Source organism: Bradyrhizobium sp. CB82 (genome assembly GCF_029714405.1).
GTDB lineage: Bacteria > Pseudomonadota > Alphaproteobacteria > Rhizobiales > Xanthobacteraceae > Bradyrhizobium.
In genome coordinates this window covers 3,663,393-3,678,323 of sequence record NZ_CP121650.1, presented here as the reverse complement: position 1 = coordinate 3,678,323, position 14,931 = coordinate 3,663,393, and the positions used below count along the sequence as shown (strand labels likewise).

Below are 14,931 nucleotides of genomic sequence, written 5' to 3'. Positions count from 1 at the left end.
CCAGGCCGAACAGACGACCATGTTGCGCGGTTTCGCCCACCAGAGCTGCTTCGCCTGATGGCAATCCGTTACGGCCGCAAGATACCCAACGACGAAGCTGGCCCTCGCTTCCGGGACAGAGTGCTCGACACCTATGCGCTCTGCGGGAGCGAAGGGCGACGGCGAGCCGACAACTTCCTGGCCCTGCGCTGCAGCTGGATGACGCCTGACGAGCGGGCGGCAGCGGTCGGAGAGGCTTTCCACAGTCAGCGCTACTGGTCTGCCGAGGCCTTGGGAAACGATCTCGATGTCACCGAGGCTGAGCGCAAGCGGGCTCGCATCCGAACCTTCCGAGCTGCTGGTATGTCTGATGAGGCGATGGAGGTCTTGTCGAGAGCCAACGATCGAGACCGCAAGCGAAGGGAGCGAGCTGAGGCTCGACTGCATCCGGAGCCTAAGGTTAGCGTGGTCGCCCGCCGGCTGGAGGCAATCTTGAGGATCCTTCCGTCCAACTGGGTGAGCATCAAGACCGCCGGCGCAGAGGCTAAGCGCAAGAGCCCCACTCACTTCGCCGGCAAGACCGGGAAGCATCTAGCGGCCGCAGTTCATGATGCCGTGAAACTCGGCCTCGCCCAAGGTCAGCTCGAAAAGAGGGTCATCCCTGGACCGAGATTTCAGGTTGCTAAGATCCGGCGGAGCAACCCGTGAGTGTGGCTCCAACCGCTCCCCTGCTCAGACTGCGGACACAAAATCCTATCGGTAGGATCACGATAGAAAAAGGCTGTCCGCAGTCTGGATTTCAGACTGCGGACGCGGAAATCCTATCGATAGGGAAAGTGCGTCCGCAGTATTCTTATATAACTGATAGCGGACTGCCGGGCTGCACAGCGGTCGAGATTGAGCGCAAGGGTCGGTCGGCTGATCGCCGCCGGCCCTCCAACCAGATCAGCGAGGCCGGCGCGCCCCAGCGCGTCCGGCCGCCGAGCACCGGCGATGGGTTCAATGCTCACCGCGAAACCGCCCGTCTTCACCACCAGCACGCCAAGACGATAGAAAGAACGCGCGTGCGCGAGCGAGCGCAGGGTGCTGGCGAGCTGGCTCGGCGTGGAGTTGTGGAGACGCGGACCGGACGGAGAGCCACCAGTGCCTCTCTCATCAGCGGCATTGCCTCTCCTGCGCCGCTCACTGGCGGCGGTGCGCCGCGTGCTCAGTGTTTCGACGCCAGGACCGGTGAACCCGCACCAGCGCCGCTGCCAGCCGCGCTGCGCCCGCGAATGCCGCGGAATTTCGGTAAGTATCTTTCACCGCGCCGCCGCCATGCGAGCGCGATGGGCCCGGTAAATCACCGTATCTGGGATTTTAAAAACCGAGGTTTTGTTTCCTTCCCGGTGGTCCATGCCTGAGGGCCCGAACCGCTCCCGGCGATGTTTTTCGGGTCGTCCGCTCGCCTTGCGACGGGAGCTAATCCGCGTTCTCGAACGGGTCGACCGCCTCTCGGTCCGAGAGATCGCCGGCTTCGCATTCGCTGGCCGCATCTGCCGATCGCGACCGCCGTCCTGCACGCGGTCGCAGCTGAATTCGGCCCGCCGCGCGCTCAGTCACCTGGTCGCCAGAGGACGGGTGGTCGTCGTCGGTCGTCACCGGCGACGCTTGCTATTCGCGCTCGCGGATCGCCCTTTCCCGCCGCTCGATCTCGGACCCATTGATGGCTGATCGAGGCGACACTGGCGACCTCCAACGCATCCTTGGAGCGGTCGAAGCCGGCGAGGAGCTGACCGCGTCGAAGCGCCGCGTCGCGGCGGCGCTGCGCAAGGCGATGCTGTCAGCAGCGATGTACGTAAAGCGGGATGCGCTGATCGTGGAGTGCCGGGGGCGATTTTATGCGGATCGCTCGGATCATGATGCGGCACACGAAATCGCCTCTCAGTGGGGCCGCTATGTTGACACAGCATGGCGACGCGATCGCTCGTCGACAACCTGTCCCGTACGACACATTGGGACGATCCGCGGCGCGCTCTGGGAGATCACACGGATATTCCCACGCGCTCTAAGCGCCGGACAAATCAGGCGAATACTTGCGCATTCGCGATGAGCAATGCAACTCGTCAGGATGACCTCCAACGTCATGTTGGAGAACCACGTTGTGACAGACCTGCTCGATACACTGACCATCCCGCACGCTGTGCGGGAGCGGCTCCAGACCTTTCGAGATATCGCCGCGCAGCGCCATGCGGCGGTGCTCGAGACTTCCGCCCAGATGCGCGAGGCAATAACCAAGCTACAAACTGACCGGGAGCGGCTTCGTGAATTGGAGCGTGGAAAACGCGACAAGGCTCAGCTGGCGCGCCAACAGGCGGACATTGACCGCAGCGAAAAGGTCCGCCATGAGCTCGTCGCCCGGGTCGAGAAGCTGGGTCCGATTTGGAATGCAGCGCACAGGCTGAGCGAGCAACTCGAACGCTACGTTCGCGCCAATGCCCCCATCGGGATCAGGATGTACGAGGGCGGCGCTCCGCAGTTGAGGAACGGTGAAACTGCCCTTGCCGGCATCGAGCGCGCCGCCCGCCGCACGCGCTCGCTCCGGGCGGACCGTCAAGAAGTTTTGGCAGCGCCTTTTCCGAGCGCGATGGCAAAGGACTTTGCTTGGCGGCAGATGCAGGCCCGGGTCGAAGCAGCGAAGCCGGACGTTACCAATCTGGTCGACAGGCTTGAGCCGATTTACTTTCCGAAAAACCGCGCGTGCCTTGAGCAACAGGGCAGCTCCGACGTGTTCGCCGTCGACGTCGTGGGACTATTGGCCTGGATCTTTCCGACAGAACTGCGCGCCGCGATCGAGCGAGAGATTGACGCGACGGCAGACGACGCGATCGCCCTTTCGCCTGCCCAGCGGCTCGAAAAGCTCAAGGAGATCGACGGAGATATTCTCGCCAGCGAGCGCGAGGAAGCCGCCTTCGCCGATCTGGCCGGTCTCTTGCCGCCGTCGGACATCGACCCGCGAGCCTCGCTCGGGCTTGCGGACGTGATGCAGGCGCCAGAAAGGAACTGACGATGGAGATCCTCGCCCGCGTCGCGGCGGAATTGTTCGGGGTGCCGCTGTTTCTCGAACCACGAAAGGCCGCGACTATCGCGGCTGTCCTGGCCAACCGGGTCGGGCTGGATGGCGACCTCGCGGCCTTCGTGCGGTCCGCTGGTCCGCCGTTGGCCACCCGCGCGCCGGTTCGCAGTAGACCAGCGAACGGCTACGCCAAGATTGGCGGCGGCATCGCGATGGTCCCGGTGATTGGATCACTCGTGACCCGCGCCGGTGGTCTCGACGCCGAGAGTGGGCTCGTCTCCTACGACGCCGTTTCTGGCGCGGTTCGAGCTGCGGACGCCGATCCGGATGTAACGTCTATCCTGCTTGACATCCACTCGCCCGGCGGCGCGGCGACGGGCGCAATCGAATGCGCCGACGTCATCCATGCGGTCGCACGAAAGCGACCTGTCGTCGCAGTATCGAACTCGCTTTGCGCCTCTGCCGCCTACATGATTGCGGCAGCGGCCAGCCAGATCGTAGTGACCAAGACGGCTGTTACCGGAAGCATCGGCGTCGTGATGCTTCACCTCGATCGGTCACAGCAGCTCGCCGACCACGGCTTGGTGCCGACCTTCATCTTCGCTGGCAAGCACAAGGTTGACGGCAACGAACTCCAACCGTTGTCGACGGAGGTTAAGTCTGACCTCCAAAGGGAAGTCGACACGCACTACAAGATGTTCGTCGATAGCGTCGCATCGCACCGTCCAAGGCTCTCAGTCGAGGCACTCCGCTCCACCGAAGCGCGCACCTATCTCGGCGCAGAAGCCGTTGAGGTCGGGCTCGCCGACGAAGTCGGTACCGTGGAAACGGTGATGCAAGATCTGGCAGGTTTTCATAAACAGGCCGGGAGCACTTGGACGAAGTACGACCTGATAGAGCGCACGCGCGGAAAGATTGACGCCTCGATCGAGCGTCTTAAGGATGCGCACGCTGCCGGCGTACGCGCCGGCGCAGCGGCAGCTCTCGCGGAACGCAAATCATGAGCGCTGATGAGACAACCATCGCCAATGTGCGCTGCGCCGTGATGAATGCCGTCTTTGACGACCGCGAGAGATCGCTCGAAAGCGCCGTTGAACGCGCGATCCTGGCGGGCATCGAGTTCGAGCGCGCTAGGGTCGCCTCCATCCTCGAGAAAGTCACGCCTCGTCCTGGTCTCGAAAAGGCTTTGATCATCTTGGCGTTTCAACCCTCGACAACCGTCGAGAGCGCTGCGCAGTTCATGGAGACCTATTCGCCCGAAGAGGCCGACTGCCAGGCCTTGCGCAGGTCGCTTCGAGTGGTGGTCGATAACAGCGAGCAAGTGAAGGCAAACACGCAATGTGCAAGGTCTTCGAGGCAAGCGGATGGCCTTCCAACCAAATGATAATTGTACGTGTGTCGGCAGTTTTATACACCTCGTTTGGTGACTTTTGTGGGGGGGACACGATGGATTGGGAGTGGTGGGCGTCGCACGCGCCGATAGCAACGGCGAGTATCGCGTTGATAGCTAGTTTCGTGGCAATGCGAGCGATCCGAGTGCAGCGCAGTATTGCGAAGAACAGAGCGGCCGTCGACTTTTTCATCAAGACCGAGATGGATCAGCCGATGCTTACCGCGCATGCGAGGTATGAAGCGGCTGCGCTGATTTTGGCCAAGCATACCGATAACTCAACGCTGATGGCGAGGTTTGAGGCTAGCGACGACTACGCTCACGTAAGATCGTATTTAAATATCCACGAGCTTCTCGCCGTCGGCATCAGGAAGGGCGTCATCGACGAGGACGTTGCCTACCACTTCTGGGCCGATACTCTGATCCGCCATTGCAACGAGTGCGAGCCTCTGATCAAGCGTCTAAGGCAACGGCCTAGTCACGGGGCGGCATATCTTGAGCTGACGAGCTTGTACGAGAGGTGGAGCGCAAGAGTAAACGAATGGCACAGTAAAAATCGGGTAGTTGCGATGCACTAGGTGAGGCCGGGCAATGCCGCGCGCAGGGGTCGCGACGATGTCGAGCGGCTAGGCGGCGTTCGCGGTGCCCTCAAAAGCAGACATCAACGGTGTCCGCGTGAACGTCCAACTAAGGGCCAGATCCCGACGTCCATTCCGAACTTCACTCCAGCGCGTGAGCCCAGACATCTGCGTCAGGCTGGGTCGGTCGGAGCAGGTGTTGGCCCGGCCAGTCTGTGGCGCCGACGCTGTCTTGGGCAGCAAGCCGGACGTATCTTCGCACTAAGATAATTCGGAACGAAGTGTCTCGGCGCGACTTGGCACGGTGAGACCGTCGCTCGCCGTCAACTAAACGGCGCATGTCGCGGATAGCCAAAGGTTCTACGCAAGACCCGCTGCAACTACAAAGCGCTCGCGCAGATAGCCAAAAGCGGCGGTCTCCAGTTTCACGGAATGCTCGGAGGCGGAAAAGCTGCGGTAGGCAGGCGCTGATTTCTAAATCTCCGCGCCCTTTTGTCGAAGGAGACGTCGCTATGCCATATCGCGACGACATAGACCACAAACACAGCCAAGCAATTATGAAAGTGATTGGCCAGAACCTGCGCGTGTCGCTGAAGCCTACGCCGGAGCAACCGGACAGCCTTAGAGACCAAATCGAACGGCTTCGGGAATTGGAGGAACGCTCACCATCAATAGTCCCCGCTGACGAGCGTGAGGGAAGAGACGGCTAAATCCTCTCCAAACACATCGCATCGGCTCGCCTCCGTGTGCACTTACTTTTGCGAGGCGACATCTTCCGCGAGCATCTCCAATTGGTGCGCTAAACTGCTAAGGCTATGCGCGATGTTTCTAAGCAGAGTGGCCCGCCTCGGGGAGATCCCATCTATTCTCGACTGGGTATTATAGCTGCTGGCTAGCTCGCGGCATTCGGAGACGCTGGGCATGCTCCGCTCCTCTGTTGGCCAAGAAAGAGGCCACCAATTGAGGGGGTCTCTTTTTTATGCTTCGGCGCTTCGTTTTTACTTATTGCGCGGATCGTCGCCTGGATCGATGAACTCGATGCCACCCGGCCCGGTGAACACAATTTGGACCATCGTTTCTTCGTTTGTCGTCCAAACATAATGGGGGTGCTTTGCCGGCAGCGCGAAGACGGAGCCCGGCTTCAATATCTCGCCTTTCGCGGGATCAAACTTTTCCCCCATGGCGTTCCCAAAGCTGCCACTCATCACGGTGACGACCTCGGCATAAGGATGGGTGTGTGGCGGCACTTTATAATTCGGCGGGAATTTCACCCGCTGAACGATCGTCTCGGCCTTTGTTGGGTTACCGATCAGGATGGCGGTATGCGCGCCCCTAAAGACCGGATGTTCTATCCACGTCAGCCCATCGGGCTTGACCACCTGCATCGCATCTTGAGCCATCGCAGAACTTGCCAACACGATCAAAGTGGCGGCGACAAAGGACTTTTTCATCCTAGCCTCCTCCCTAATGTTGTTGCGGAGCTGGAACGCCCATAGCATACAGCGAAAACTAAGACTGAGGGCGGTTAATTTTCGGATCGGCTTGTGTCGTTTATCGCGAACCAAGTCCGAATTGGGTCACAAGCGGCGATTTCCTCTAAGCTTTGGGTGCGTCCGGTATTCCCCGACAGACCGACGTGAAAAACGAAACCCGAGAACGAGCGGCGGTCGCGCACGTGAATGCTCGGCTGACGGCGATGAAGTCCAAGGGCGAGCTGCGGGAGTTGAACCAGTCATTCAAAGAGGCGCGTGCGGTCGACCCGTCGCTGCGTTACTCGGAGTTCATGGAGGCGAAGAAGGCGGCGCTATTGGAGGCGCTGGCGAGCAGAAGCAGCTAGGTACCAGCCCTGTTGGCAGATCCGGCATCGTGCGGTAGCAAGCCGCTGCAGGACTTGCATGGTCAATCGGAGGGCATCCAGTGGACGACTATCCCGAGCATCTCGCCCCTGAGTTCGAGAACAGCGGTGCCGTCAAGACCCCCTTTGACGAATGGTGGCCAAAAGTTAGATTACACTTCCCGAACGTGCCGGAGAACGTCGCGAGGTATTGGCTACATGAGCATTGGAGCCATTCACCCTACGCCTTTCTGAAATCGGCCGACTACAAGTTCACCTTGGTACGCTGGTCAGGGCAGAAGCTATTTGAGGTTCTCTCGACTTGGAGCAACTTCGACCCGAACAACCTGACATGCGTAAGGAAGGGCAAGGAATTAGTAGAAGATTGGCCCTTCAATGAGCCCTACCGCACGGTAGCTTACATGCTGGAGCATCGCGACTTCCCGGCGCCGCTCATCATTCTCGACAATCGGGATGGGCATGTGAATGCGGAGACCGCGAGATTTGCGTCAGACGCTCTGCCGAAAGGCTACGTTCTTATTGAAGGCCACCGCCGGTTCAACATCGGTCTCTATCTGCAGTCGACGGGCAGGATGAAGCCTGAATTCGAGGTCTGGCTGATGGAGCGCCGTTGATTGCGACCATCCTCAGCATTGCGCGTGTCGAGTGGAGGCTGCACTCCAACGTTGCGTATTTTGCTGTTGAACAGCGGCTTTTCCGTTGGCTTTGCGAGGTCAGCCGATAGTCTGATCGGGGCATGAAGATCATCTCCATACGCCAGCCCTGGGCGGCTTTAATCATCACCGGCGGCAAAGACGTCGAGACCGGAGCAGTCGAGCTCAAGGACGTCGAGAACCGCTCCTGGGCGACCAACTATCGCGGTCCGGTCCTGATCCACGCAAGCCAGCGTCCGGACGCGATCCGGCCGGACAAGATCGAGAGGCGCTTCGGAGTGCGTCTCACAGACGAGCAGCAGCTGGGTGGCGTGATCGGCATCACCGAGATCGTCGATTGCGTCCGGCCACACCCAAGCCGCTGGTACGCACCCGAGCACTTCGCGTTCGTGCTCGCCAACTCGCGGCCGCTGCCGTTCGTCCGCTGGAAGGGGGCGCTCTCGCTGCGCGACGCGCCGCCCGAGCTACTGGACCGGTGCGGGTGCGAAATATAAAGCGATCACATCAGTCTAGTTTGCATTCCGCCGCGATCCGTGCGAGCGCCTTCGCATTTCCTTTGGTCTGAAAGATGATGGTTCGCGACACGCCATCGCTGTTCTCCAAGCGTATCGCTGTCTCTCGCCCTTTTCGTATCGTGCGAACCATGTCGGCTTGAGTTTCAACCTGAATTAGGCGCTCGTTGATCGCTTTGCCGACCGTAGTCATGACTGGTTCGGTATCGGTACGTAGCTTCACGACGTATGCCGTGCCAATTTTCAAAGGTTTCGGATCAATCTGCGCGCTATCGAGCAGGGCAATAGAAAGATCCTTTTCGATGCAGCGAACTACGAGAGCTGTGCCAGAATTGGCGCTAGCACTCACATCTGGCACCGCAGCGATGAACGTCCCACCATTCCCAAATCGATCTTCTTTGTTGTCAATCAGCCACGATCCGACGACTTGGCGTTCATCCTTCGCGTGAGCGCAGACGGTTGCAGCGAGCAGCATCGTCGCTAGAACCGAAACTTCAATCGCCCTCATGTAGCCACCCCCAAGCATCTTTAGCGCCCATCATCGTCTTAGACGAAAACGGGTTGGCTTCGCTATACTACGAAATGTGTGCTCGGCTACAGATTGTAGTATTCCACACCTACAGTTTGTAGCAGGCTTTTCCCTTGGCATTGTGAGGCACGCCGTTACGCTTCTTCTCGTGAACAACAGCGCGCTCAGCGCGAGAGGAGAAACGACTTGCAACAGCAGACCTGCCCTGTCCTGACCCTGGCTTTGAAGTACGACGCGCTTGCCAAGCACTGGCTCGAACATGAAGACGACCGCACCTACGAGAGGCTCCACTACCTCGTTCTGACGGCCGACCATCTCTCGCCGCAAAGCATCACGGGTGCGGCGTTTCAGATCGCGTGTGCGTTGTCCGAGATGAACGCGACCATGGGTGAAAAAGCATCGCCGGTGCGGTTAGCGTCCGAAAGGCGTGTGATGAGGTTGTTGCGCAGTGCGCTCATCTTGCTGGAGCAACGCAGTGCTGATCTTCCTTCGCTGTGGAAGTTCGTCGTGCCTTCGGGCGAAACGGCGCTTCTTCGCAAGTACGGCACGAACTGACAACGTTACGCGAAAAGGAGATCGGACAATGGAGCGGCGGCGCGAGCCGCCGCTCCTCGCGCTAGGGAGCCGCCCATGAGAGCGAGCGACCGCCAAGCGAGATTGACGCGAGCGAAACAGCTCGGGCGGCTGGCGTATGACGTGCTTCGCTTTGAGGATCTCGTCGGCATCATCGAGATCGAAGGCGAGGACAAGTACCTGCGCGAGTTCGCGCACCAAGGGTTGTCCGGATCGCTCCTGACGCCGCGAAGCCCGATGCGACCGGATGAGTTTTCACGGATACAGATCCGGCACCTGGGTCGGAAAGTGCTGGAGCTGCGCTGGTCCAAGGCTGGCGACTTTCGCCTCGTGACGTACGAGCCCGGCGAGTGGGAAGAGCTCCTCGACCAGCTCGCGAACGTGTTCTGAGGCGCCCCAACTTTACCGACCTTCCGACGAAACCAAATATTCACCAACTCCCGCGAGATCGAAAGTATCGAACCCAAGCAGGAAAAGCCCGGCGTTCCTGGTCGACGGCGGCGTTGGAGTGATCGGCTCCATATTCGAGACAATTTGAAAACCACCCGCCGTAGCCCACGCCTGCTGGATAGTCCCACCCACTTTCTCGTCTTCGTTATCCGCGATCAATCGGCGGAGCACCCGCTTTGGAGCATCATAGGCAACGATCGGATGCGTTTCGCCACGCTCCCTGCATGATGCAAGTTCGTCCTCGATCGCCTGCTCGAACAGTCCCGGCGAACTGCCAATGACAATCACGGACTGCGATGCAGGACGTTCTAGGCTTATTTCCAGTAACTCCTTCTCATGAAAATCGACCGACAAGGGCGTTGTTGTGCGGGGGGCCAACTTGAACACACGCAAGCGGTTCTCGCGGTGACACCATCCGAAAACGACTGCGGCGAAGAATGCGCCTTGTTGGGCGATGCTTCCGACTTCGCGCATGTACTCTGCCCCGGCTCCAGCAACAAATCGGGCTATGTCCGCCATCGAGGGCGGAGGTGCGCCGGGAGATCCAATCAGCTTTCCCAAAAAAGTGTTCGAGAGAGCGTGGGTCGCAAGTGCGCTAAGCGTCGCGCCGCTATATGCGAAGCCCACGTCGGCTCTGAAAACCTCCCGGTCAAAAGAACCGCTCTCACTTGGCTGCTTGCAGCTTATTGTGATCGGCAGGAGCTTTGGACCGTGCTCAGTAAGGACGCCATGATTACCAACGATGCGGCTATCCGAGATCGCCATCAGGCGATCGCCCTGGACCTTCCAAACGGCAACCAGCGTCAAGATTGTCTCTCCCGCTCGTGGGTAGAACGCAGCGCCTCCATGGCGATATTGCCCCGCTCCCCAGGTTTAGAGGGCTGGCGGCTTGTCGACCGTGCCGACGCCTTCGCAATTTTGGCAAACGCCGCGCAAGCGTTCGTGCTTGTTCGGATCGCCGCAGCAGACCGGACAGGGCACGCCTTCGTCTGTGCCAATCTTGGTGATTTCCATCTGGCCGTTGCAGACTATGCACACGCATTTGCCGTTGCAGACGGGGCACAGGGTATTTCCGCCGGGCATTCTCAGTCCTAACGGTTGTGATCAACCTGGCCCGTATTACACCGATCGGACGGCCGGCAGGCGGGCTCTGCTGGCGTTGTCCCCGGCAAAACTTCGCCCAAGTTCGCGATCTGTTGGTATCTGCGTTGGTATCGGCCCAAGCTGTACACAAAATTCGTTTTTTAAATCAGTATGTTACACTGAGATCGCAATCCCCTCAGCCGGCACCAGCTACTTGGCGCTGACATGCACGCCTCATCCATCCGCCTTACCTGGACGGGCCGCGCGATCGCGCACTAGGTCGGCTTCGAGATCGATGACGATGTGGTGCAACAGACGCGCGGCGAGCGGGTCCGTCACCTCCTGCGCCAAGATCCTGTAGCGGGCGATCTCGCTTTCACGCTCGTCGAAACCTGCATCTGTGACCATCGCTGCACCTCCAGCAAACTTGACGCGAAGGGCCCGCACTTCGTTTCGCTAAAATTTGCCGATCATTTTTCATGGTTCACAGCTTGTAAATAATGTCGATTGGCGTTCGTCCCGCAGCAGGACAGTCTGGAGACGAGCATAAAAGACGGCCTCAGCATCTGGGGGCCCTGGTGGAGGCTTAATGCTGAGGCCGCAAGCCCACGCCGGTGTTGAGACGGCACGTCGGCAAGCTGCTGTGCTCTGCTTCGCGGGTTCCCGCACTTGCTTATGTGAATCCGGCTGCGCCCCGCTCATATGTCGCAGGCCTTCCGCGCATCATTTCCCCACCTCGAACGCCAGCAGCACGCAAAGGCGCGCGTCGCGCCGGGAAACGCATATGCCCGTTTCAATGTCAGGCGCGGCACCTGCTCCGCCGTCAGCCCGGCCATCCCGGCCGGCTGGAAACGGCTGTTGTTGAGATCGGCGCCCCGGCCATTCCAGCGCGGCCCGTCGATGCTTTGCGGAAAGGCGGCGACACCCGGCTCTGTGGATCGCCGCTATCGTGGCACTGCGCGCAATGCGTGGCATAGAGTGTCGCGCCATCCTGCCGCGCAATCGCAGGAGCGCCGCAAGAGATCAGCAACAAGAATACGATCGCGTTCAGCTTCATAGTTCCCATTCCGGCAAGAACAGCGAAGCGAAATCCCGGCCGGAGGACGATCGGGGATCATCGGGCAAGACCTCGAGAAAAATGTACGGTCAAATTTCTGTCGCAGGCACACTATACCAGGCGACGCTCCCCGATCGGTATCCTGCTTGAAGAAGGCTGCTTGATGATCACGCGACGAACCACGCTTGCAGGTCTCGCCCTGCTCTCGCTGTCGCCTGCCGCGCGCTCCGAGCCCGGTCATGATGTCGTGACGCGTCACGCTGCGGACGCATCCGGAAAACGGCCCGCCGTGATTCTGCTGCACGGCTCGCGCGGCATCGAGCTCAGGCGACGCGCCTATGAACGATACGCCGACGCGCTTTTGGCCAAGGGCATCGATGCCTATCTCCTCCGCTACATGACCGAGACCGATATGGCGATGCTGCATTCGAAGACGAGCACGAAGGAAAGTCGCGAGGCCTATGACGCGACGCGGTTCGACGGCTGGTCAGACACGGTCTCCGCGACCGTCACGAGCATCCTCGGCCGGCCGGACAGTTCGGGGCGCGTCGGCCTGCTGGGCTTCTCGCTCGGCGGCTTCATCGCCGCCAACACGGCCGCCCGCGACGAGCGCATCGCCGCGCTCGCCGTGCTCTATGGCGGCATGCCCGATGCAATGGCCGGCAAGCTCAAACATCTGCCGCCGATGATCGAGCTGCACGGCGAAGCCGATCAGAACGTCTCCATCGCGAGCGGCAAGAAACTGATCGAGCTCGCCAAATCCGTCGGCGCCGAAGCCGAGTTCGTGCCCTATCCCGGCAAGCCGCACGGCTTTGATTTTTCCGATACCGATCCGATGACTGCGGATGCGATCGACCGCGTCAGCCAGTTCTTTCAGGCGCGGCTCGCCAGCTGACCACACATTGGATCAAAGCTCAACATGAGGTAGAGTGCGCAATCCATATTCCAGCCAGGAGGGAGCCAAGATCACCGCTGGTGCGATCGCGGCCGTCGTCGCGACGGGCATGCTGTTCGCGGTCGCGTTCGCCCTTCTGATCGCGCCATGAGGTCTGCAGCGCCGGCGGCGCAAGGCCGCCGGGTCTGCCGTCCCAGCCTAACCGGCGCGCACCGTTGACAGGAATTTGCCGACTTCGAGCTTCAGCCGATTGCTGTCGGTCGCCAGCATCTTCGCGGTCGACAGCACCTGCGAGGAGGCCGAGCCGGTCTCGGCGGCGCCGCGCTGCACGTCGCCGATGTTCGAGGAGACCTGCTGGGTGCCGCGGGCGGCCTGCTGAACATTGCGGGCGATCTCCTGCGTCGCCGCACCCTGCTCCTCGACGGCGGCTGCGATCGTGGAGGCGACTTCCGACAGCCGCTCGATCGTCGCCGAGATCTCGCGGATCGCCGTCACCGAATCCTGGGTGGCGCTCTGGATGCCGGTAATCTGCTGGCTTATCTCGCCGGTTGCCTTCGCGGTCTGCTCGGCCAGCGATTTGACCTCGGAGGCGACGACGGCAAAGCCGCGGCCGGCCTCGCCTGCGCGCGCCGCCTCGATGGTGGCGTTCAGTGCGAGCAGATTGGTCTGGCCCGCAATCGTGTTGATCAGCTCGACGACGTCGCCGATACGGCTCGCTGCGGCCGACAACTCGCTCACCCGCTCGGTCGTCGAGCGCGCCTGACCCACCGCATCGATCGCCATCCGCGCGGATTCCTGCACCTGGCGACTGATCTCGTTGACCGACGACGACAGTTCCTCGGTCGCGCTTGCGACCGACTGGACGTTGCCGGTGGCTTCGCCCGAGGCCACCGCGACGACCGACGTCAGTTGCTGGGCGCGCTGCGCGGTGGTGGCAAGCGTCGAGGACGATGCCTCGAGCTCGGTGGAGGCGGAGCCGACGGTGTCGATGATTTCGCCGACCGCGCGCTCGAACCCATCGGCGAGATCGACCATGTCGCGCCGGCGCTGCGCGGCGGCCTGCCGCTCGGCGTCCTCCTGCGCCTTCTTGAGCCGCTCCACCTCGAGCGCGTTGGTCTTGAAGATTTCGACTGTCTTCGCCATCTCGCCGATCTCGTCGCGGCGATCCTTCTCGGGCACTTCGGTGGCGAGATCGTTCCGCGCCAGCCCCTCCATCGCGAGCTTGAGCCGGGCAATCGGCTGCGACATCGCCTTGAGGCCGAGGAAGAGCGCAATCGCGACGCCGATCAACAGGCCGACCGCGCTGACGCCAATCATCGTGCGGATCGAGGCGCTGGCCTGCGCGCCGAGCGATTGCCTGCGCTTGGTCGCCTGTTCGACCGTGACTGTCACAAAGCTGGCGATATCGGCGAGCGTTGCATCCATCGCCGGATCGCACTCCTTGTGGGCGCGGTCGGCAGCCTTGGCGTTTTCCTCCGCCGTGCTCGCCTTGGCGCCGGCCTCGAGCACCGGGTCGCAGGCGGCAAACACGCCCTTCAACTTGTCGCCGATGGCGCGGATTTCGCCGGCGCGGGCTGCATCCCCCTTGATCGCGGCATCGAGGAGGCCGGCGATCTCATCGCGGTTGTCGCTCGCGATCTTGAGGCGCCTGGCGTTGCCCTGCTCGGTGGTCTCCGTCAGCGTGGCATAGAGCGCGGCGTGATAGGATTCCGCCCGCCGCAGCGCACGCGTCAGGCCCAGCGCCGCAGCTTGGGCGCCTGTCAAATCCGAAAAGCTATCAACCGTCGAAGAGAGCTGGACGGCACTGAACGCCGCCACGCCCAGGAGCGCGCAGCCCAGCACGGCCACGATCAGGCCGACTTTCAAGACTATCTTCAGGTTATTCAAAAAGCGCATGGCAACTCGTCCGGTTGGGGCCAACTCGAGGACCCGGCAGCGACCCGGCCAATGGAACCCACAGACGTTAAGATTTGATACAATTTGCTGCGCGTAAGATTACGGAAGAATGGCTTTTCATGCCCGTTCTGTAAGCTTCGCGTAAGGTTTCTATGACCGCTGCGACATTGACTGGATCGTGCGCGACATGAAGGCGGTTTTGCCAAACCCCTTCCAGTCGGTGTGCTCGACGAGGTCCCAGCCGAGTCGCTGATAGAACGGGGCGGCGCTGATCGTGTAGAGGAAAATCCGCGCAAAGCCGCGCCGGCGGGCATGCTCCTCGATCGCACGCACCAGCACGGCGCCGGCCCCAAGCCGCCGAGCCGAGGTCGCACCAGCGTGCAAGCTGTGCACGGAAACGCTACAGCTAGCCTGAGTGCGGGCGCC

General features: G+C 61.1%; 19 protein-coding genes. 12 read left to right on the top strand and 7 right to left on the bottom strand.

The genetic code is table 11. From position 1 onward, the window contains the following. Nucleotides 1-57 precede the first annotated feature (57 nt). The 5 genes from QA640_RS17680 to QA640_RS17660 all read left to right on the top strand — a co-directional run bounded on the left by QA640_RS17680 (nt 58) and on the right by QA640_RS17660 (nt 5,002). Nucleotides 58-687, top strand: coding sequence for a hypothetical protein (locus QA640_RS17680; protein ID WP_283041858.1), 630 nt, complete (start codon nt 58-60; stop codon nt 685-687). 1,435 nt (nt 688-2,122) lie between these two features. After that, nucleotides 2,123-3,025: a hypothetical protein gene (locus tag QA640_RS17675; RefSeq protein WP_283041857.1), complete on the top strand. Its 903-nt coding sequence runs from the start codon at nt 2,123-2,125 to the stop codon at nt 3,023-3,025. A 2-nt stretch (nt 3,026-3,027) separates the two neighbouring features. Next, nucleotides 3,028-4,038 (top strand): S49 family peptidase, encoded by a 1,011-nt coding sequence (locus tag QA640_RS17670; RefSeq protein ID WP_283041856.1) that lies wholly within the window; start codon nt 3,028-3,030, stop codon nt 4,036-4,038. Next, on the top strand, nt 4,035-4,418 hold the full coding sequence (locus tag QA640_RS17665; protein WP_283041855.1) for a hypothetical protein: 384 nt from the start codon (nt 4,035-4,037) through the stop codon (nt 4,416-4,418). The genes QA640_RS17670 and QA640_RS17665 overlap by 4 nt, the downstream gene beginning before the upstream one ends. 152 nt (nt 4,419-4,570) lie before the next feature. Next, nucleotides 4,571-5,002 (top strand): DUF4760 domain-containing protein, encoded by a 432-nt coding sequence (locus QA640_RS17660; RefSeq protein WP_283041854.1) that lies wholly within the window; start codon nt 4,571-4,573, stop codon nt 5,000-5,002. Between the two features lie 998 nt (nt 5,003-6,000). Here QA640_RS17660 and QA640_RS17655 read toward each other — a convergent pair. Next, complete coding sequence (locus tag QA640_RS17655) at nt 6,001-6,453, bottom strand: cupin domain-containing protein (protein ID WP_283041853.1); 453 nt, start codon at nt 6,451-6,453, stop codon at nt 6,001-6,003. Between the two features lie 185 nt (nt 6,454-6,638). Between QA640_RS17655 and QA640_RS17650 the strand changes: the two genes are divergently transcribed. The 3 genes from QA640_RS17650 to QA640_RS17640 all read left to right on the top strand — a co-directional run bounded on the left by QA640_RS17650 (nt 6,639) and on the right by QA640_RS17640 (nt 8,004). After that, complete coding sequence (locus tag QA640_RS17650; RefSeq protein ID WP_283041852.1) at nt 6,639-6,839, top strand: hypothetical protein; 201 nt, start codon at nt 6,639-6,641, stop codon at nt 6,837-6,839. An 80-nt stretch (nt 6,840-6,919) separates the two neighbouring features. After that, entirely contained in the window at nt 6,920-7,471 is a 552-nt protein-coding gene (locus QA640_RS17645) for a hypothetical protein (RefSeq protein ID WP_283041851.1), read from the top strand. A gap of 122 nt (nt 7,472-7,593) precedes the next feature. Beyond that, nucleotides 7,594-8,004: an ASCH domain-containing protein gene (locus QA640_RS17640; RefSeq protein WP_283041850.1), complete on the top strand. Its 411-nt coding sequence runs from the start codon at nt 7,594-7,596 to the stop codon at nt 8,002-8,004. 10 nt (nt 8,005-8,014) lie between these two features. Here the strand turns inward: QA640_RS17640 and QA640_RS17635 are convergent, their stop codons facing one another. Next, nucleotides 8,015-8,530, bottom strand: coding sequence for a hypothetical protein (locus tag QA640_RS17635; protein WP_283041849.1), 516 nt, complete (start codon nt 8,528-8,530; stop codon nt 8,015-8,017). 207 nt (nt 8,531-8,737) lie between these two features. On the opposite strand from QA640_RS17635, the gene QA640_RS17630 reads away from it, so the two are divergent. After that, complete coding sequence (locus QA640_RS17630) at nt 8,738-9,106, top strand: hypothetical protein (RefSeq protein ID WP_283041848.1); 369 nt, start codon at nt 8,738-8,740, stop codon at nt 9,104-9,106. Between the two features lie 75 nt (nt 9,107-9,181). Continuing rightward, nucleotides 9,182-9,514, top strand: a complete 333-nt coding sequence (locus tag QA640_RS17625) for a hypothetical protein (protein WP_283041847.1) — start codon at nt 9,182-9,184, stop codon at nt 9,512-9,514. Between the two features lie 12 nt (nt 9,515-9,526). On the opposite strand, the gene QA640_RS17620 is transcribed toward QA640_RS17625, so the two are convergent. Continuing rightward, complete coding sequence (locus QA640_RS17620; protein WP_283041846.1) at nt 9,527-10,381, bottom strand: hypothetical protein; 855 nt, start codon at nt 10,379-10,381, stop codon at nt 9,527-9,529. Nucleotides 10,382-10,420: 39 nt separating this feature from the next. On the opposite strand from QA640_RS17620, the gene QA640_RS17615 reads away from it, so the two are divergent. Further along, entirely contained in the window at nt 10,421-10,669 is a 249-nt protein-coding gene (locus QA640_RS17615; RefSeq protein WP_283041845.1) for a hypothetical protein, read from the top strand. Between the two features lie 222 nt (nt 10,670-10,891). Here the strand turns inward: QA640_RS17615 and QA640_RS17610 are convergent, their stop codons facing one another. After that, the gene (locus tag QA640_RS17610) at nt 10,892-11,065 is read right to left on the bottom strand and encodes a hypothetical protein (RefSeq protein WP_283041844.1); all 174 of its coding nucleotides are present in this window, start codon (nt 11,063-11,065) and stop codon (nt 10,892-10,894) included. Between the two features lie 415 nt (nt 11,066-11,480). Beyond that, the gene (locus tag QA640_RS48325; RefSeq protein ID WP_349253727.1) at nt 11,481-11,714 is read right to left on the bottom strand and encodes a c-type cytochrome; all 234 of its coding nucleotides are present in this window, start codon (nt 11,712-11,714) and stop codon (nt 11,481-11,483) included. Nucleotides 11,715-11,877: 163 nt separating this feature from the next. Here QA640_RS48325 and QA640_RS17605 point away from each other — a divergent pair, with 163 nt between their 5' ends. Next, complete coding sequence (locus tag QA640_RS17605) at nt 11,878-12,609, top strand: dienelactone hydrolase family protein (protein ID WP_283041843.1); 732 nt, start codon at nt 11,878-11,880, stop codon at nt 12,607-12,609. 198 nt (nt 12,610-12,807) lie between these two features. Here QA640_RS17605 and QA640_RS17600 read toward each other — a convergent pair whose 3' ends face one another. Then, nucleotides 12,808-14,505, bottom strand: coding sequence for a HAMP domain-containing methyl-accepting chemotaxis protein (locus QA640_RS17600; protein ID WP_283041842.1), 1,698 nt, complete (start codon nt 14,503-14,505; stop codon nt 12,808-12,810). Nucleotides 14,506-14,655: 150 nt separating this feature from the next. After that, a complete protein-coding gene (locus QA640_RS17595) occupies nt 14,656-14,898 on the bottom strand; it encodes a GNAT family N-acetyltransferase (RefSeq protein ID WP_283041841.1) in 243 nt (80 codons plus the stop codon). Between the last annotated feature and the right edge of the window lie 33 nt (nt 14,899-14,931).